Raw genomic sequence first — 18799 nt, 5'->3', positions numbered from 1 at the left:
TTACTCCATCACCCCTTCTTAGTCAATATACTTTTTGTACGTTGGTCGATAACCAAACAAGTAGGCTAATGGCGTTAACGCGGTAAAGACTACTTTCTGAATGGCAAAGGCAGGCTTCGGGAGCCGATAAACTGCCATAAACCGATTCAGCAAAAGAACTGCCTGCAAAAACGTTGGCACTCCATCCTGATTGGTTTTGCCTTCATTCGCCAGTCCGGTAGCCGTTTCTAAAAAATACTCCGTAATCAATGCCGGTCGAACCTGCCAGTTCACCACCGTTTGCTGGTCCCCCTCATTCCACATCGAATGGATCGTTTGTTTCGGAATGCGGAATGACTCCCCCTGTTTGTAAATCCGTGTCTGACCACTGATCCGGACGGTTAATTCACCGGCGAGTATCGTAAAATCTTCAACCTGCGATGGGTGGTAATGGGGTGCTGGTTCTCTGGAGTGCACTTTGAAGGTAGCCTCCATGTCCAGCAACTCCCCATCGGTATCCTCGCTCGTTTTCAGGAAGCGAATCGTCTGCCCGGTTCTTGTATTGTGGATTTGTTTAGTAGCGTAAGCCATATCTGTTTTTCCTTTAGCGTGTTAAAGTTGACGGAATGCATCAGCTGTTTACAATACCTCACCCGATGAAACGGAACAAATGGCTCATGAACCCGACCGAAGCGCATCTTTCTGTTTGTCTGAAAACCAAGGATCGATCGATTATTCGCACATCGGTGCTGATGGACCAAAGGAGTTTGCTTACTTTTGACCATTACTATTTTATGACTCTGTGGATTCTTCACTCATTCAAAAAACGGTAGCCCAGCATCTATTGGCTGTACAGGCCGTCCGGCTCCGCCCTGCTGAGCCCTTCACCTGGAGTTCAGGATGGAAATCACCCATTTACTGTGACAATCGGATTACGCTCGCCCACCCTGAGGTTCGTAGCTTTATTAAAAACGCACTGGCCCAGGCCATACGGCAACAGTTTCCAACGGCTGATGTGATTGCAGGCGTCGCTACAGCGGGCATACCTCAGGGCGTGCTAGTTGCCGACGTACTGAACCTGCCCTACTGCTACGTTCGGCCTGAACCTAAAGCACACGGCATGGGGAAACAAATCGAAGGTCATCTGTCGGCCGGTCAGCGGGTAGTCGTTATTGAAGACTTAATTTCGACCGGTGGCAGTTCGCTTAAAGTGGTCGATGCCCTACGAGCGGCTGGTGCTGAAGTGCTGGGTATGGCGGCTATTTTCACTTACGGCTTTCCGATAGCCGATCAGAACTTTGCCAATAAAGGTGTGCCGCTGGTTTGCCTGAGTAATTATGACGCACTCTTGAAGGAAGCTCAGGCACTTGACTATATTCCAGCCGACGCGATGGAATCGTTAGCAGCCTGGCGACAGAATCCGTCCGAATGGGGGAAATAAATACAGTTTCCGGTATACGGATTTCAGCAAACGGACGCGACTGAAAACTGTATAACTTAAACAAACCAACTAATTCGTATGAGCCAATCTGAACATTCCCCCACACCCGACATTACCAAAACCTATACGAATGGCGAGATTACCGTGGTCTGGAAACCGTCCGTCTGTATTCATTCCAAAATCTGCTGGACGCAGTTAGTCGAGGTATTCAACCCGAGAAAACGTCCGTGGGTCAATATGGACGGGGCAGCGACGCAACGCATTGCTGACCAGATCGATCGCTGTCCATCAAAAGCTCTGAGCTATTACCGAAATGAAGAGCCGGTTAAAGTCGACGATATTCAGGCGGAAAGCATTGTAGAACCCTTGCCCAATGGCCCTCTTTTGGTATATGGGAATCTCAGGGTAAAAGATGCCAGCGGTCACGAAACGCAGAAAAATAAAGTAACCGCCTTCTGCCGATGCGGTGGCAGCAGTAATAAACCTTACTGCGATGGAACACACGTTAAAATTGGCTTTTTGGGTTGAATTATACTGTCAGAGTAGAAGGGTAACAAAGCAGTTTTGTCCTGCTGAAGTTCAGACTGTACTTTACAGAACAAAACTGCCTTCTTTAACGGGTATGTGGTAACAAAGCGAATCAGGATTCGCTTTTGTAGGCTATTCCCAGGTATTATTGTCGATCAATATTATTGCGGATTCCAATACACTTTACTAAATCAGAACGCTCACAAAAGCCAGTGCTCACAAAAATATAGATAGAGATTGGCTAGTACATTCCGTGCCGGGTACCACCAATACCCGGCCCATTGCCTCACTTTTCGCAATGTATTGCCCGACTCTTTATTCGAACAGCAAGGCTAGCTGCGACTGGATAAGCTGGCTCATTTCGGCCCAGGTGGTGTCCCAGGAATGGCTCAACAGAAACGCATCGACTTCCTCCCACGAGTTGTTTTCGAGCAGGGCTCTGGCAATGGCCTGCTCAAAGGCGTCAGAAGAATTCGCAATATCAACAGGAGTCAGATGGCCATACATACTCACCACGTCATGAATTGGCGTCGATACAACGGGCAGGCCAGCCGCCAGGTATTCGGGGGTTTTGGTAGGGCTTATATACCGGGTAGCTTCATTGATGGCAAATGGCATGATAGCTACATCCCAATGAGAAAAATAATGCGGCAACGATGCATATTGCTTAAAGCCCAGGTAATGAATATTAGGCGCCTGTGGTAAGTTTGCCCAGTCAATTTTCACGACGGGCCCTAACAACGTAAACTGCCAGTCGGGCCGCTTTTCTGCCAGAGCTCGGAGTAAATGTAGATCCATTCGCTCGTCAATTACACCACTGTAACCAATGCGCGGCCCCGGAATGGATGCCAAATCGGCGGGCAGAGGAAGTTCGTTTCGAGCGGGTGAAAAATGATTAAAATCAATACTACTGGGGAACGCAAATACATGATCATGTCGGCCCTGCTTGGCTTCGAACAGACTAAGTCCGCCCGTAAATACGAGATGAGCCCGTTTGAGTAACTCTTTCTCCTGTTCCAGCAGATTCGCCGGAGCCCCCAAAAAAGCCGACAGCTCATCCATGCAGTCATAAATCATCAGCCGGGGTTTCAGGTGACGACTGAATGCCAGTGCCATCGGTGTGTAGTACCAGGCTATAAAATCCTGAATGGAATGCTGAACCATAAGTTGATCGACCGCTCTTCGTTGTAGCTCAAGGCTTTTTTCAGGAGTGCTACCGTGGGGGATATGGGGAACAACTACGGTGAGGTTTGGGGCAATGGAACGAAGCTCCAATTGGTCGGTATCGCCATAGATCGGCTCTTCTACGAACCAGACCCGCCACTGACGGCTGGCCCGACTCAGCAGATGCTGTGGACGCTGAAAAACAAAATTCCATCGCAGGTGGGAAAAGCACACTAAATCGGTTACCTCCTGATCGATTAAATGAGTAGGTTGTACAGGCAGAGAAGAAACAGGACTGGCCTTTTCTTTTTTCAAATTTGGGACGGACATGGGCTGTTGAAGGATATAAGTGATGAACATAGCCCGAAGGCAATGTGCGGTAATCGTCGCAGGAGTATGAACGGTGTATGCGTACGGTTGTTAACGCTGCGCCGGAATCCAATCCGAACAGACTCGTTTCTCATCTGAATTGTTAGCAGACGGTCCGCCCAAGCATGGCAAACCAGACAATCCACAAACAATTTCCAGACGAATACACTTTCGCATAAGGACACATCTGGAATGGTACCGCATTGGCATTTATGGATTCATCACTACACCACAACCCCTTCCAGTCGTTCTGGTGGGCGGGCTTTGAATGCGCTGATCAGTTGAACTGTTTCGGTCATCGGGTCGATTTACTGACTCAAACCGGACACCTGAACTTGATCGAGGCCGATTACCGTCGGCTTTTACCGTTTCATATTCGAACCGTTCGGGAAGGAATTCGCTGGAGTCAGGTCGAGAAACGAGCGTATCAATACGACTGGAGTGTGGTTAAAACCTTGTTGGATACGGGGCATAAACTCGGTGTTCAGCAAATCTGGGATTTATGTCATTTTGGGTATCCCGACGACTTATCCCCCCTGCACCCCTTATTTGCCCGTCGTTTTGCCGCCATGAGCCGAGCGTTTGTCCAATTTTACCGTGACCATTATCCCGACGAAGACCTGGTTGTAACCCCTATCAACGAAGTCAGTTTTATCTCCTGGCTCGGGGGCGATGCGCGGGGGACCACGCCTTATTGCATCAATCAGGGATGGGAGGTGAAACGAGGGCTAATGCGAGCGTATATTGAAGCCGTAGCCGCGATGCGTGAGCTAGACCCCACAGTCCGCATTTTGACTACTGAGCCGCTGGTTCAGATTGTCCCTCCTCTTGATGCTACTTCCGACCAGATAATAGAAGCAGCCATTGCCGACGAAGCCCAATTCCAGGCTGTTGACATGCTGGCGGGCTATCTGGCTCCCGATCTGGGCGGCTCACCTGACTATCTGGACATACTGGGTTTCAATTATTACTACAACAATCAGTGGATACTGGGTTTTACCGACTATCTGCCCTGGGGCGACGCCATACCAGACCCACGCTGGTTGCCGCTTCGAAAACTCCTTATGAAAGCCCACCACCGGTATCAGAAGCCGATTGCGCTTACCGAAACCAGTCATTCTGGAGAGCATCGCCCCCAATGGATAACCATGATTGCCGAGGAGTGTGCCGCCGTTTTGCAGGCAGGTGTACCATTATGGGGTATCTGTCTGTACCCGATCATTGACCGTCCCGACTGGGATCATCTTGATTACTGGCACCAGGCTGGTCTTTGGGATGCCGATTTAACAGGTAACCCACCAGGTCGCGTGCTTCATATTCCCTATGCCCATGCACTCATCAACGCCCAACGACTATGCAATGGAGTAGTCACAAAAGAATACATGGGCGTGAGTTTGTAAGATCAAGCAAAGCCGAACTTTAGGCCGTTACTAATCAGCAATATAGCTCATTCTGCTATCACCTGCCACAGGCGTATTTTCTAATAGAATTCTAATCAACTCTAATTTTTTTCTAATCGGTTGGACAGGTATAGTTTCAGAGGAGTCATCTAATTTTGCTGTTACCCTGGTTGATCCCAACGGGTTATTCATACGCGTTTACAGAACATTCAAGTTGGAAATGCATCTCTGATCCAGATGCGGACTAAATAGCCATTTGTCATTGGCAGATGGCTATTTTCTATTCTTCTGCAACATTCATAAACCGGCTGACTTATACCCTATGGAGGAATGTGTAGTGGTTTTTCAAGCCACCAACCATCAAATGTACTCCTGTTTGATTCGAATGGACAGGAAGTTACAGATTGTAATTGCTTCCTGGCCCGATCAATCTATCAATCATTCTAACGGGGTGAGCAGCCTGGCGACTGAATTAGTCAGTCATTACCAGTTTCACCCCAAACGATTACTCCTGATCGAACATAACCTGAATGGCAAACAATCCAGTATAAGCGGCCCTATCTATTTCCTGGTAACCTTTCACTGGAACCAGTTTCAGGCCGAAAAGCCCATTCGTCACCCGCTTTCATTAGCCGAGTTCACCCAAATTGTACTGATTCTGTCTAGTCACTCCTGAGTAGTTGAGTGATAAGCGTAGGTATTGAACCACTCCCTGCTATAGACAATCGATTGTGTCCATGCGGTTTTACTTATAGAACGGGGCTGATGCATGCATCAGCCCCGTTCTATAAGTAACTAGTCAGAAACTAGGCCACTGCTTCGTATAACCCCTCACGCTGTGCTTTTACGCGATCATCGGATATAAACTCATCGTAGGTCATCAGTTTATCGATAATACCCGCCGGGGTAATTTCGATGATGCGGTTGGCGATGGTCTGCACAAACTGGTGGTCGTGCGAGGTAAAGAGGATCGGACCTTTGAAATCGATCAGACCGTTGTTGAGCGATTCAATGGATTCGAGGTCGAGGTGGTTCGTCGGTTCGTCGAGCATCAGCACGTTAGCGCCCGACAGCATCATTTTGGACAGCATACACCGCACTTTTTCACCCCCGCTCAATACGCTGGCTTTCTTCAGTGACTCTTCGCCCGAAAACAGCATCCGCCCCAGAAAACCCCGGATAAAGCTTTCATCTTTTTCCGCCGAGTACTGACGCAGCCAGTCAACCAGATTCAGATCTGTCTGGAAAAACTTATCTTTTTCGGCATCCGTCGGGAAATACGACATGGTAATCGTAATACCCCATCTAAATGTACCCGAATCGGCTTTGCGCTCACCCGCCAGAATATCCATCAGCGCCGACACGGCCAGGCCATCGCGGCTATAGAGAAAAATCTTGTCTTTCCGATTGACCGTAAACGACAGATTTTCAAACAATTTAGTGCCATCTTCGGCCGTATACGTCAGGTTTTCAACCGTCAGAATCTGATCGCCGGGTTCCCGTTCTGATTTGAAGTTTACATACGGATACTTCCGCGATGAAGGTTGGATATCCTCAATCGTGAGCTTTTCAAGCAGCTTGGCCCGACTGGTAGCCTGTTTGGATTTCGAAGCATTGGCCGAGAACCGCCGGATAAACTCTTCCAGTTCTTTCCGCTTATCTTCGGTTTTCTTGTTCTGATCCTGCCGTTGTTTCAGCGCCAGCTGGCTCGATTCGTACCAGAACGAATAGTTGCCGGCAAAGAGCTTCACTTTACTGAAATCAATATCGACGATTTGTGTACAGACCTGATCGAGGAAGTGCCGGTCGTGCGATACCACAATCACGGTATTATCGAAGTTGGCCAGGAAGTTTTCGAGCCAGATGCTCGATTCCACGTCGAGGTTGTTGGTTGGCTCGTCAAGCAGCAATATGTCGGGATTGCCAAACAGCGCTTGCGCCAGCAGCACCCGCACTTTCTCCGACCCGTTCAGGTCCGACATCTGGGCGTAGTGCATACTTTCTTTAATACCTAAACCCGACAGCAGCGTTGCGGCATCAGATTCTGCATCCCAGCCGTTCATTTCAGCAAATTCGGCTTCGAGTTCAGCGGCTTTTTCACCATCGGCATCCGTAAAGTCGGTTTTGGCGTAGAGCACGTCTTTTTCCTGCATGATGTCGTACAGGCGCTGGTTACCCATAATTACCGTCTGCAACACCGGATATTCGTCATACGCTGACTGGTTCTGTTTTAGCACCGACATCCGCTCACCGGGCGTGATAGATACGCCACCCGTTTGCGGCTCGATTTCACCGGACAGAATTTTCAAAAACGTTGATTTACCAGCTCCGTTGGCACCGATGACGCCATAGCAGTTGCCGGAAGTGAATTTTATATTTACATCGTCGAATAGCACCCGCTTACCATAGCGAAGTGAGACGTTTTGTACCGATAGCATGTCCTGATTATCTGTTCAATTGAACCGCAAAGGTACGCATTTTTAATGGGATTTAGGGTAGTCAGCCTCGAACAGCGCATGCTACATCTTTTCTTTTCGACAGGATTTACAGGATAAAACAGGATTTTCTTTCAAATTTTCCAATCCTGTTTTATCCTGTAAATCCTGTCAGAAAATTCATTTATCCCGTACACAACGAAAACCGAGATTATTACTTCCGCTAGTCACTTCGCCCTTGCCCCGGCTGCCCGCTTTGTAGCGAATGCAATACTCATCACTGCACAAAAAGGAGCCACCCCGCTGCACCCGCTTCACCGCCCCGGGTTCGTCGGGGTCGTAACTGTCCGACGGCCCTTTTGGATTGTCTTTCACCAGCTTCGCGTAATAGTCGGGCCGGTAAAAATCCTGACACCACTCCCACACGTTGCCATCCATATCATACAACCCATACGGGTTAGGCGAAAATGATTTTACCGGCGCTACCCCTGTAAACCCATCTTCGGAGGTATTATGGTCAGGGAAACTGCCCTGATAGATATTGGCTACCCATTTTCCAGCTGGTTTCAGTTCCGTCCCCCAATAATAGGTCCGATTTCCTTTGCCCCCCTGGGCCGCAAATTCCCATTCGGCTTCGGTAGGCAATCGTTTCCCAGCCCAGTTTGCGTAGGCTAGTGCATCTTCATAACTGACATGCACAACAGGCTCGTTCTCATGCCCTTTCAGGGTGCTGGATGGCCCCACAGGATGCTCCCAGCTGGCTCCTTTCACATACTGCCACCAACGTAAAGGGTTTTCGAGCGATACTTTCTGAGAAGGTGGCGTAAACACGGCGGAGCCCGGCACAAGTTGTTCAGCCGGAACACTCGGATAATCGGCGGGATTGAGTGGTCGTTCGGCAATGGTTTTATAACCCGTAGCGGCAACGAATCGGCCAAACTCGGCATTGGTCACTTCATGCTCATCCATCCAGAATCCTTTGACTGAAACGGGATGAACAGGACGGGCATCCACAAACTCGTCGGCCCCCATCAGAAAATTACCACCGGGTATCCAGACCATACCAGCCGTAGTGCCCGTACCCGACTCTGGCCCGGAAGCCGACTGCCGAATAGCAGCCGCCCGCGAAGGCATTCCTTCCGCGATACAAGCCGCAGCCGAATCAGCTTTAGCCTGTGCCTTTTCTTCGTCGGTCTGGCTGGAAGACGAGCACCCTGCCATGGTGATTAGAATCGTGGAGAGCAAGAGGCTACTCCACCCCAACCCCTCTCCTTCTATCAGGCCGGGCCGACATGTTGGTGAGGTGATTATACTACGATTTACTGTCAACCAGCTTAAGAGCCTCATCGTCCTTATACTTCTTTATCTGCTCCGTCAGTTTCTTTTTCAAATCGGCCGTAATGGTTTCGTACCCTTTCTGTCCGTACAAATTATGCAGGTTGTGCGGGTCTTTTTTGATGTCGTACAGTTCCCAGAAATCCTTTGGACCGTAGAAACGAGCCAAGGTATATTGTTCGGTTCGGATGCCAAAATGGGGGGATACGTGGTGTGGCTGTGGGAACTCGTAGTAATGATAATACGCTTCTTTTCGCCAATTTGTCTTTTCGCCTTTCAGTAATGGCAGAAACGATTCGCCCTGAATATAGCTTGGAATAGCCGTACCAGTCAGGCTGAGGATCGTCGGAGCCCAGTCGATATTAGATACCAGTTGGTTGATGTGCGTGTGGGGTTTAATCACACCCGGATACCGAATCACGAAGGGCGTTTTCAGCGATTCTTCGTAGATCCAGCGTTTGTCGAACCAGCCATGTTCGCCCATGTAAAATCCCTGATCGGAGGCATACACCACGACGGTATTTTTCGACAGCCCTGTTTTATCCAGATAATCCAGCAGTTCGCCGATGTTGCGATCCAGGGAATTGGCTACTGACAGATAATCTTTCAGATAGCGCTGGTACTTCCACTCCACCAAGGCCTTACCTGTTAACTTTTTCTCATCGAACTCTTTACTGATTTTATCATAGTAGGTCTGAAAGGGTTTACGTTGTTCGGGCGTAAATCGATTATAGCCATTGAAAGCCCCCTTATTGTCGTAATCGAGATGAACTTTCAAATCCTCTTTAAGTCGCATCGTTTTATCGATGGTCATATCCTGATCCTGAGCCGCTAAGCGCCCTGCATAATCATCATAAAAAGTTGGCGGAATGGGAAAGGTGCGGTTATCATACGCCCCCAGATCGGGAATATCGGGCAACCACTCGCGGTGGGTGGCTTTATGACCGACGACCAGAAAAAACGGTTTCGATTCGTCGCGCTGCTTTAGCCAGTCAAGCGACAGTTGCGTAATCACATTTGTCACATAGCCAGGATAGCGTACCGTTTCATTTTTTGAGTTCACAAAATCGGAATTGTAGTAATGGCCATGTCCGGGCAGTACGTTCAGGTAATCGAAACCATGCGGCAGTGAACCCAGGTGCATTTTCCCAACCCAGGCCGTTTGATAGCCATTCTTCTGCAACTCTTCGGGAAATACCGACTGCCGGATATCGAATACCTTCTCATTGAGTTTGTACCCATTCACGTGGCTAAACTGGCCTGTGAGAAGCGTAGCCCGGCTGGGCCCACAAATGGAATTGGTCACAATGTTGGTATGCAGAATAGCCCCCTCGTTGGCAATCCGGTCGATATTGGGGGTTTTGGCTAGCTTACTTCCATACGCGCTGATAGCCTGATGCGTATGATCGTCGGAGAAAATAAAAATAATGTTCGGACGGGCGGGTTTCTGAACAGGGGCCGGTTTTTCAGGCAAATAACCGGGGGCGACAAACAGCAAGGTACCCAAAGCAGCCAGCCCTGCTACGGACTTAGCCATCAGTTTCAACGTCATACACTCAGGAGTTTTGTTGGAACAAAAGTCGTTTATTTCCGGAATTTAACCTCTGCACCGGGTAAATAGCCAATCGGTTGCGCCACTACCCGCATCGAATCGCCCGATTGCATCGTCATTTTTTCTCTGCCATATACCTTGTAGTCAGGCAAGAAACAAAAGGGATTATAACCGAAGCGAGGCAAGCTCCTGCCAGGAAATCAAACTAATCGCTACAACAGCTAACCCAAGGCCAAGCTTATTAGCCGTCGAGAGAGATTCTTTGAAGAACAGAGCGGCCATAAGGGCAGCCAGCAGAATAACGCCGATATTGTAGAGCGGATACACAAATGCGCCATTGCCCCCAAATGCCGACAGGGCCATGACTAATGTATAGAAACTCAGGAAATTGGGAATACCCAGCGTAACTGCCCCAACCAGATTACGAGCCAGAATCCGCTCTTTTCCCTGAATGAGTCGAATGATCAGCATCAGCAAACCAGCGACAATTGCTCCGATTACCATTGTCAGAGTTACCTGAATGGTCTTATCGGTCGAAGGAATATAGTGCAGGTTCATGTAGTTGATCATGGTGTTGGTGGCGCCATAAAATAGGAATACGCCTATGGGTAGCAGGACATTGGCTCCTAATCGACCACGCTTTGCACCAGGATCGGATGCCGATTCGGGCTTATACGTACTTAACCCTACCGCCACAACGGCCAGAACAAGACCGAGGTAGTTCAGGGCATCGAACACCTTACCGCCCGTTTTAAACACAAACAAACTGAAGCACACCGGCACCACCAGCGAAAGATTGTTCGCCAGCGACGTCGCCGTAATGCCCATCCGCTGCGTTGAGGCTCCCGACAGCATGAATGTCAGGATGAAACCAACCCCCAAGCCAAATGCCAGCCAGGTCCAGGTCTGCGAAAAATCAATGGTGAACGACTGCCCAGCAGGTAAGAGGGCCAATCCAGTCAGAAAGCAGACCGGGTAGTTGAACACAATGGCCTGAAAGGTATCGACCTGATAGCGGGGGAATATTCGAAAATTCAGCAGCAACAGCACCGAAAGCAGGATGCTAAGGGCTAAAAAGAGCATGAGCGAATGTAAGATTGGTAATTTTGGAGCTAAGTTAATGGGTCCAATCGGTTGTCGGTGTATCTTTCCCATCCGAACTCAGCGGTTTCAGTATGAACAGGACGTTCTGTCTTTTGCTTGCCTTACTCCTTTCTCCAATCGCACTGGCTTTCGGTCAGAAAAAGCTGTCCCTTTCGGCAACGGTCTCCCCTACGTTTTCGCATACGGTGTATAAATTCCGGTATTTCTATCCAGAGAGTGATGGGCAGATTGTGGAACCTGTTTTCCTGAACGGCAGCCGCTGGGCAACCGGCTTTTCGGCTGGGGTATCCGTCATTCGGGACTATACCCCCGGCTGGTCGTACTCGTCAGGCATCTGGTTTCAGCAGCTTACCATTCGGCAAGAACGGCAACCTACAGCGGGCGAAGGCACCGTTGCGCTTCACAAACGAGTCGTCCGATTCCCAATCCAACTGAATTACTACTCGTCGCCAAAACGATTGTCCCCCTTTTTCTCAATGGGTTTCCTGGTCGATCTCCCTATCACTTCGCGAGTGGTTGTGAAGCGGACGGGTGAATCGACCCAGTATTTACGACTACTCGACAAACCGCGCCCTATTTTTCTGGGGTTATTAGGGGCAGGGGCTCGCTACAAACTGACCGATCGGTATACAGTATCGGCACAACCCGTCTGGAGTTATAACTTTGGGCAATTGGGCGGAGCCAGCACGCACGACAACTCTTTCGAAGTCAGCCTGTTGATGCATGCAGCTTATGCATTTTGAGAACGCCATCGTAGCCGCAAAGATGCCGTTGTGTATTTTACCAATTCAACCACTGGCTTACGACTAATCAGCGACATTACGAGACAGATTATGGGCTATGATCCCGCAACATCCGGATTCCTGGGTTACCAAATCCCCAAAAAGCCGTAAACTGGTTATTTTTTAGCCAGACTACTCAGTTAACAATGAAGGATGATCAGTCGCCAGGAGTCGCATCCGGTATGCATTCATGGCGGTTCGGCCCAACTGGTTAATCAGTCGATAATTGACAACAATGCCCACCGCTGCTCCGATACCAGGAATCAGTTGAGCCATCTTCGCCAGGTCGATATAGTCGCGATACTCCTGCTGAAACGTTAGCCAGTCGAACTGATTAATGTCTTCTGGTAATTGACGGCTGTGTTCAGGCCAGTTGGCAATATACTCGTATACCAGCTGCCGGCGCTCCTGACTCGAAAAGGCCAGTTGAAAGACATATAGAATAAATACCCGTTCGCGGTAGTCGCTCACCGAGAATCCATACAGACTGGCGATTTCGAACAGCATTTTCATTTTCAGAGCCAGCAGGATAGGAAAATCGGCCAGACCGAGCCAAAACCCACCTGCCCCGGTTACGCCCCCCTCGGCCGCACTGGTCTTTCGGTAGAAATCGATCCGTTTAGCTACAGCCGCATCGCGCTGCGTGAGGGTCTGCCCTTCAATAGGCGCCTTGTTTAAAAACTCAGCCCCAAATAAAACCGCCCGTGTCATCTGCTTGATTGTGGCTGTAATAATGGCATGGACCCGATCAGGAATAATACGATTAATTCGGCGTTGCAACGACGTTGAGAGCTTTCCAAAGGAGGATGGTGGCTTCTGCATGGCCTGTTGCCAGCGGGTCAATTCGTTTCGAACCGCTCGTTCGTAAGCAGTCATACTTGCTTTTTTTAACTAAAAAGTAATATCTTGAGCGAATTAAACCTGTAGTCAGGCTGTTGTAAGTTTGTACATCCTCATAAACCCATAAACAATTACTTATTTATCGGCATGAAGAATGTTTTTTTGCTTCTGGTAAGTTTAGCCATAGTTTATTTGGCTATCACCGGATACAAATCCACTCGTAACGTGACTCTGGCAGCCGCAGCGCCTAAGGCGGCAACGACATTAAAACTTAATTCGACCGGGCATCTTGCTATCTATGACCAACTTAACTTAGCACAGACTGGTTTGCAGCGCAGTGTTTTTGAGTACGCTCTCCGTGGCTGGCAGAAAATGGACACGGCCAAATCTATGCTGACGATCGTTGATCTGAGCCAGCCCTCGAATCGTAAACGACTGTATGTGGTGGATTTGTTCAACAAAAAGCTGCTTTTCAACACCTATGTAGCGCATGGACGAAACTCAGGTGATCTGGTGGCCAATCAATTCTCCAATACGCAGTCCTCGTTTCAGTCGAGCCTCGGCTTTTATCAGACCCTGAGCACCTATATGGGTAAACATGGTCTGTCGCTCCAACTGAAAGGGCTGGAGAAAGGCTTTAACGACAATGTCTACAATCGAAATATTGTCCTTCACGGAGCTGATTATGTTTGTGAAGACATTATTCGGAAGACGGGTCGTTTAGGTCGCAGCCAGGGTTGCCCAGCCGTTCCCTATGCCGATTCGAAAGGCATTATTCAGGCTGTCAAAGGCGGGTCATGCCTGTTCGTTTACGCGCCCAATTCAGACTATTTGGCTCAGTCGGCTTACTTAGCCCAGCCATATACGTCTTTATAAAACCGAAGCTTTCCTGTAGCATCTACATCAGCAAGATTATAGGTGATAAAAACCGGAAAAGGTTTTGGGATTTTCAGGACGCGGGGCTTCTGATCGATCAGGCATTTGTTAATAAAATCCTCGTCGAAGGTTTGTTGGCCTAATATCAGATTGGCGAGTTCAACGGGTTTCTGTACACGCACACAGCCATGACTCCGCCAGCGGTCGCTGGTGAGTTTGAACAAGTCGCGGCTATTCGTATCGTGCAGATAGATTGCAAGCGGATTAGCCAGATCGAACTTCAGTAACCCAAGCGAGTTCTCACAGCCTGAAGCCTGACGGATTCGATAAGGAAAATTTGTTTCCGTAATGCCGTCCCAGTCAACCTCTTCCGGGTCAACTTCACGGTTTCGCTCGTCCAGGACCTGAAAATTCTGGTTGTACAGGTACGCCACATCACGCTTTACGTGGGGAACAATTTCATCCAGAGCAATATTCTGGGGAACGTTCCAGTACGGATAGGCGATAATATCCTGAATGTAGGTCGTCATGCAGGGAGTCCGTCGATCGGGTTTTCCCGCGATGACCTGCATGGGTAGCAAGCGTTTCCCCGACTGATTAAATACATTCAGCTCACCCGCCGGGATATTAACGACCACAAATTGATCGGGATTGAACCGATTAACGTACCGATAGAAGTTAAGCGTTTGTCGAATCAATCGCAGTGAATCCGAACTTGTAGCATTCTTCCCAGCTTGTTTACGCAATCGGTTATAATGCCCCACCAGCTTTGCATAAGGCTCAAAGGCCAGTAACGACGCTTTGACCTGCCCAGCCTGAACTGCATCCGTCTTTTCGGCCCAGGCCGAATCGACGGCTTCTTTTAAGCCATTGAATGCCAGTTGCGACGGCTTCTTTCCGTACCGGGTTTCCATCAGCACATGCGTCAGGTTCGCATCAATTTCGGCTTTATCCAGATGTTTAGGCGTTCCAAATCGACTGGTATCGATCCCAATCGAATCGGCAAATAAGCACAGTTGATGAAGAGTCAGGGCCGCCTGTCTGACAACTTTTTCATCCTGCTTCCGCTTTTGTTCAACACGGGCCGCCTGTTGGTGATCCTCCTTCCGGGCACTCCACCATCGCCCGACAAAGAAAAGGATGATCAGGCCCACCCCTATCGCTATGCCAACAATAATTTTCTTCTGCTTATCCATGCTGTAATGGTATGAATGGTCTATAACTACATAACGACCTAACCGAGTTGTTGGTTATGGTTTACATTGTTCGCTGTTAACTGAAAAGGGCAACTCGTTCGTCGAATTGCCCTTTTCAGTCTTAGCTGTATGCCGGTTTGTCAATATCCGGTTTTGGATTGGGATTTCGATTGGGGTGTTTCATGCGTACATTAGCGGCTGGCTTATCGCCATCCATATACTCATCTTCCAGTTCGTCGGGGGCCAGCTCGTCGGGATCAATCTCACTACCTGGTCCACTGGTTCCTTCTACGGATTGATTGGCCAGGCCTGCTGGCGAAATGGCCTGCTTGGCCCGAATAATGTCGTCCTTCTCTTGATTTTCCATAACAACCTCATTTTTTCGTATCGGACAATGTCTTGCCTTTCTAACCCACTACTCACCGTATTGTTTCTGAAAGTAGGGGCGCTTTGAGCTAAATACACTTTCGAAATCTAGCCCGGACGCTTTGCCTTATTTACAAACGGGCTTTATTTTGCCTACCAGGATCGCCAGTAAACACCTGAAAACCAGACAAGCCCCGTTTTCACTACTAAACCATGAATTTATTTCGAAAAGCAAACCCGAACGATGTAGCGTTACTGAGCTTTTTAGCGAAAGAAACATATAGTCAGGCATTTGCGCATACCTGGCCTGACGAGCAAGGGCTTGCCCATTACATCGACAAATCCTTTGCTACAGCCGTCATTGCCGATCAGCTAGCGGACCCGGATACACAGTTTTACATTGTCCAGGTAGCCGATGAGCCAGTAGGTTATTTTAAGTTTACTGTTGATAATGATACGCTGTTTCTGAGTAAAATGTATTTTTTGCAAAAGGTCGTTGGCCAACGCTTAGGTACCCAATGTATGGCCTTTATTGATTCGATCCGGAAACAACTTAACCTGAGCGAAATCAGGCTGGAGGTGCTGGCCAGTAACGAAAAGGGTATCCGTTTTTATCAGAGAAACGGGTTTCAGGAAATTGGGCAAAAGGAGAACTATGGCGACAAGTCAAGAGGGAATCTGCTCATTATGAAAAAGTAAACAGGGCCTTATTCAATTAGATACCTTTACGAATGGAAACTCATTTCGATTTGAGCGACGAAGCGTTTGAACAGCAATTTGACGCCTGTACCTTACCACCAGCCCTCTTTAGTCACGAAGCGCACCTCCGGCTAGCCTGGATACATATCCGAAAATACGGTACCGAACAGGCCGTTGAGAACGTGTGCCGACAGTTGATTCGCTATGTAGATGCATTGGGGGCCCGCGACAAGTACAACCAGACGCTGACCGTTGCTGCTATACGAGCCGTCAGCCATTTCATGAACCGATCCGACACCGACAGCTTTTATAAGTTTATTCATCAGTTTCCACGGCTCAAATCCGATTTTAGAGCGTTGCTAGCGACTCATTATCAGCTTGATATTTACAATTCCGATCTGGCGAAACGTACCTACATCGAACCCGATCTGCTCCCTTTCAGCTAATTTTTTCTTTCATTCTGTCCAATTTCTACGTTCTCATCTGTCGTATAGGTGTAGTTTAATCCAGTTAGTCACCGATAAAAACAAGCAGAAATGGACGAATACGTTTTAGTGATGCGGCATGAAGATGGTAAAAACCTGGTTTCACCCGAACAGATGCAAATCTGGATGAAACAAACTATGGACTGGATCGGCGGTATTGCTGCCCAAAACAAATTTGTATCAGGCACGGGACTTCCGTTCGAAGATGCTCGTGTAGTACATCCCAACAATATCGTCACAAACGGCCCTTTTGGCGACATCAAGGAAACCATTGGCGGGTTCATTACCGTCAGAGCCGAATCGGTCGATGAAGCCGTTGAATTTGCCAAAGGGTGCCCCGTTTTACAGGGCGAAGGCAATAGTGTCGAAGTTCGAAGGGTGGCCAGTCGGTAAGCCCGGTAGGCAGATTGGGTGGCGGAAGTCCTTCTAAACTCCTTTCTTTCGACAACGTCACCCAATCCATTACCCGATGAATCAGGAAATAATACCCCATCTGTTTCGAACCGAATTCCGAAAAATAGCAACGGTTCTGTGCAGGCATTTTGGGATTGATCACATCGAAACGGCAGAAGATATTGCCAGTGATACATTCCTGACAGCCATCGACGTATGGAGTTATAAAGGGATACCCGATAATCCAACAGCCTGGCTTTATACGGTAGCCAAACACAAAGCAACTAACTACCGTGCCCGCATCAAATCGTTCCAGGATAAGGTTCTGCCTTCGGTTGATATCGAACAAAGCTACCAGCCCGACATTGACTTATCGGCCGACAACATACAGGATAGCCAGTTACAAATGTTGTTCGCCATCTGCCATCCGTCTATCCCGGCTGAATCCCAGATCGGTCTGGCTCTGCGTATCCTTTGCGGTTTCGGGATTGACGAAATTGCCAATGCGTTCCTATCCAATAAAGAAACCATCAACAAACGGCTGTTTAGAGCGAAAGAAAAATTACGACTCGAACAGGTACGCATCGAACTTCCATCCGAACCGGCGATTGGCGAGCGACTGGAAACCGTCCTGACAACCCTATACCTCCTTTTCAACGAAGGTTATTATTCCGAAAGTAAGGATGCTGTACTTCGCGAAGACCTATGCGACGAAGCGATGCGCCTAACTCAGCTACTGACAGAAAACAAGCGAACCAATCTTCCTGCTGTCAACGCGTTGCTTGCGTTGATGTGTTTTCATTCGTCACGGTTCCCAGCCCGAAAGAATGCACAGGGCGAACTTATTCTGTATCAGGACCAGGATGAAACCCAATGGGATTATACCTTAATTTCGAAAGGCGCTTATTATCTGCAACAGGCTGCGCAGGGTCATACGCTCTCCAAATACCATCTGGAAGCCAGTATTGCGTACTGGCATACCATCAAAGCCGATACGACCGAAAAATGGGAAGCGATTCTACAGCTTTATAACAAGCTGTTGCAGATTTCGTATTCGCCGATTGCAGCCCTCAACCGTACCTATGCGCTATCAAAAGCCAACAGCAACGAGGAGGCTATCCGCGAAGCCGAAAAACTTCAACTGACAAACAGCCCATATTACTTTACGCTACTCGGTGAGCTATATAAAGGCATCGACCCCGAAAAGGCCAGAGCAAATTTTGAGCAGGCGCTACCATTGGCTAAAACACAGGCCGACAAGCATCTGATCGCTCAAAATCTCTTGAAAATAAACGGAAATTGTTTGTAGTTTCAGGTTCATGATGGCATTCTTTTGCGGGAATAGCCGCCACAAAACGATAGCAAAATTCCCTTCAACCTCTTTTGAAAACCTCCTGAACCATGCAAATGTCAGCCAGTATCAAGAGCGCCTTCAACCAGCATGATATCGTCGTGCAAACCAATGGTGCTTCAAAGACATTATCCATTGCTACCAAACCGTCTGGGTTTGGCTCAGCCATCAATGGGGGTGAACTGCTCCTGCTTTCGCTGGCTACCTGCTTCTGTAATGACATTTACCGGGAAGCCAGTAAGCGAAACATAGCCGTTTCGCGTGTTGACGTTACCGTTTCGGGAGAATTTGGCGCCGATGGTGAACCCGGCTTCAACTTCACCTATAAAGCCCATGTCACATCCGATGCGCCTGCTGCCGAAATCGACGCGTTGATAAGCCATACTGATCAAATCGCAGAAGTACACAACACCCTCCGAAAAGGAATATCGGTCAGGTTAACTAACGACTAATCTGATCAATGGTTTGTATCCATATCTTGCGACTTTATTTTGCGTATCCTTC

20 protein-coding genes are annotated in these 18799 nt (G+C 48.6%); 11 read left to right on the top strand and 9 right to left on the bottom strand.

Annotated features, from left to right (window positions below):
* Window positions 1-18 precede the first annotated feature (18 nt).
* Window positions 19-570, bottom strand: a complete 552-nt coding sequence (locus tag BGO59_RS18710) for a cupin domain-containing protein (protein ID WP_293685529.1) — start codon at window positions 568-570, stop codon at window positions 19-21.
* Between the two features lie 211 nt (window positions 571-781).
* On the opposite strand from BGO59_RS18710, the gene pyrE reads away from it, so the two are divergent.
* On the top strand, window positions 782-1420 hold the full coding sequence (gene pyrE / locus BGO59_RS18705; RefSeq protein WP_293685527.1) for an orotate phosphoribosyltransferase: 639 nt from the start codon (window positions 782-784) through the stop codon (window positions 1418-1420).
* Window positions 1421-1498: 78 nt separating this feature from the next.
* A complete protein-coding gene (locus BGO59_RS18700; protein WP_293685526.1) occupies window positions 1499-1948 on the top strand; it encodes a (4Fe-4S)-binding protein in 450 nt (149 codons plus the stop codon).
* Between the two features lie 315 nt (window positions 1949-2263).
* Here the strand turns inward: BGO59_RS18700 and BGO59_RS18695 are convergent, their stop codons facing one another.
* On the bottom strand, window positions 2264-3442 hold the full coding sequence (locus tag BGO59_RS18695) for a glycosyltransferase family 1 protein (RefSeq protein ID WP_293685524.1): 1179 nt from the start codon (window positions 3440-3442) through the stop codon (window positions 2264-2266).
* Between the two features lie 251 nt (window positions 3443-3693).
* Here BGO59_RS18695 and BGO59_RS18690 point away from each other — a divergent pair, with 251 nt between their 5' ends.
* Both BGO59_RS18690 and BGO59_RS18685 read left to right on the top strand, forming a co-directional pair.
* Window positions 3694-4881: an amine oxidase gene (locus tag BGO59_RS18690; RefSeq protein WP_293685522.1), complete on the top strand. Its 1188-nt coding sequence runs from the start codon at window positions 3694-3696 to the stop codon at window positions 4879-4881.
* A gap of 385 nt (window positions 4882-5266) precedes the next feature.
* Window positions 5267-5557: a hypothetical protein gene (locus tag BGO59_RS18685; RefSeq protein ID WP_293685520.1), complete on the top strand. Its 291-nt coding sequence runs from the start codon at window positions 5267-5269 to the stop codon at window positions 5555-5557.
* Window positions 5558-5687: 130 nt separating this feature from the next.
* Here BGO59_RS18685 and BGO59_RS18680 read toward each other — a convergent pair whose 3' ends face one another.
* The 4 genes from BGO59_RS18680 to BGO59_RS18665 all read right to left on the bottom strand — a co-directional run bounded on the left by BGO59_RS18680 (window position 5688) and on the right by BGO59_RS18665 (window position 11286).
* A complete protein-coding gene (locus BGO59_RS18680; protein ID WP_293685518.1) occupies window positions 5688-7319 on the bottom strand; it encodes an ABC-F family ATP-binding cassette domain-containing protein in 1632 nt (543 codons plus the stop codon).
* A gap of 177 nt (window positions 7320-7496) precedes the next feature.
* The gene (locus tag BGO59_RS18675) at window positions 7497-8537 is read right to left on the bottom strand and encodes a formylglycine-generating enzyme family protein (protein WP_293685516.1); all 1041 of its coding nucleotides are present in this window, start codon (window positions 8535-8537) and stop codon (window positions 7497-7499) included.
* A gap of 91 nt (window positions 8538-8628) precedes the next feature.
* Complete coding sequence (locus tag BGO59_RS18670; protein ID WP_293685514.1) at window positions 8629-10203, bottom strand: sulfatase; 1575 nt, start codon at window positions 10201-10203, stop codon at window positions 8629-8631.
* Between the two features lie 165 nt (window positions 10204-10368).
* Window positions 10369-11286, bottom strand: coding sequence for an EamA/RhaT family transporter (locus tag BGO59_RS18665; RefSeq protein ID WP_293685512.1), 918 nt, complete (start codon window positions 11284-11286; stop codon window positions 10369-10371).
* A gap of 92 nt (window positions 11287-11378) precedes the next feature.
* Here BGO59_RS18665 and BGO59_RS18660 point away from each other — a divergent pair, with 92 nt between their 5' ends.
* Window positions 11379-12050 carry a PorT family protein gene (locus BGO59_RS18660; protein WP_293685510.1) on the top strand — a complete coding sequence of 224 codons (672 nt, stop codon included), beginning with the start codon at window positions 11379-11381 and terminating at the stop codon, window positions 12048-12050.
* Between the two features lie 171 nt (window positions 12051-12221).
* On the opposite strand, the gene BGO59_RS18655 is transcribed toward BGO59_RS18660, so the two are convergent.
* The gene (locus tag BGO59_RS18655) at window positions 12222-12965 is read right to left on the bottom strand and encodes an EcsC family protein (protein WP_293685508.1); all 744 of its coding nucleotides are present in this window, start codon (window positions 12963-12965) and stop codon (window positions 12222-12224) included.
* A 111-nt stretch (window positions 12966-13076) separates the two neighbouring features.
* Between BGO59_RS18655 and BGO59_RS18650 the strand changes: the two genes are divergently transcribed.
* On the top strand, window positions 13077-13805 hold the full coding sequence (locus BGO59_RS18650; protein WP_293685506.1) for a murein L,D-transpeptidase catalytic domain family protein: 729 nt from the start codon (window positions 13077-13079) through the stop codon (window positions 13803-13805).
* On the opposite strand, the gene BGO59_RS18645 is transcribed toward BGO59_RS18650, so the two are convergent.
* Window positions 13775-15001, bottom strand: a complete 1227-nt coding sequence (locus BGO59_RS18645; protein ID WP_293685504.1) for a L,D-transpeptidase family protein — start codon at window positions 14999-15001, stop codon at window positions 13775-13777. The two genes, BGO59_RS18650 and BGO59_RS18645, sit on opposite strands and share 31 nt — an antisense overlap.
* 121 nt (window positions 15002-15122) lie before the next feature.
* Window positions 15123-15368, bottom strand: coding sequence for a hypothetical protein (locus BGO59_RS18640; RefSeq protein ID WP_293685502.1), 246 nt, complete (start codon window positions 15366-15368; stop codon window positions 15123-15125).
* Window positions 15369-15580: 212 nt separating this feature from the next.
* Here BGO59_RS18640 and BGO59_RS18635 point away from each other — a divergent pair, with 212 nt between their 5' ends.
* From BGO59_RS18635 to BGO59_RS18615, 5 genes are all read left to right on the top strand, one after another.
* Complete coding sequence (locus tag BGO59_RS18635) at window positions 15581-16066, top strand: N-acetyltransferase (RefSeq protein ID WP_293685500.1); 486 nt, start codon at window positions 15581-15583, stop codon at window positions 16064-16066.
* 32 nt (window positions 16067-16098) lie between these two features.
* Window positions 16099-16512, top strand: a complete 414-nt coding sequence (locus BGO59_RS18630) for a hypothetical protein (protein WP_293685498.1) — start codon at window positions 16099-16101, stop codon at window positions 16510-16512.
* Window positions 16513-16602: 90 nt separating this feature from the next.
* Entirely contained in the window at window positions 16603-16944 is a 342-nt protein-coding gene (locus tag BGO59_RS18625) for a YciI family protein (RefSeq protein ID WP_293685496.1), read from the top strand.
* 76 nt (window positions 16945-17020) lie between these two features.
* Window positions 17021-18253, top strand: a complete 1233-nt coding sequence (locus tag BGO59_RS18620; RefSeq protein ID WP_293685494.1) for a DUF6596 domain-containing protein — start codon at window positions 17021-17023, stop codon at window positions 18251-18253.
* Window positions 18254-18345: 92 nt separating this feature from the next.
* Entirely contained in the window at window positions 18346-18747 is a 402-nt protein-coding gene (locus BGO59_RS18615) for an OsmC family protein (RefSeq protein ID WP_293685492.1), read from the top strand.
* The last annotated feature ends 52 nt before the right edge of the window (window positions 18748-18799 follow it).

It is taken from the genome of Spirosoma sp. 48-14 (genome assembly GCF_001898575.1).
In the GTDB taxonomy this organism is placed as follows: domain Bacteria; phylum Bacteroidota; class Bacteroidia; order Cytophagales; family Spirosomataceae; genus Spirosoma.
The sequence above is the reverse complement of the archived record's forward strand: the minus strand, read 5'-3'. Positions and strand labels throughout refer to the sequence as shown.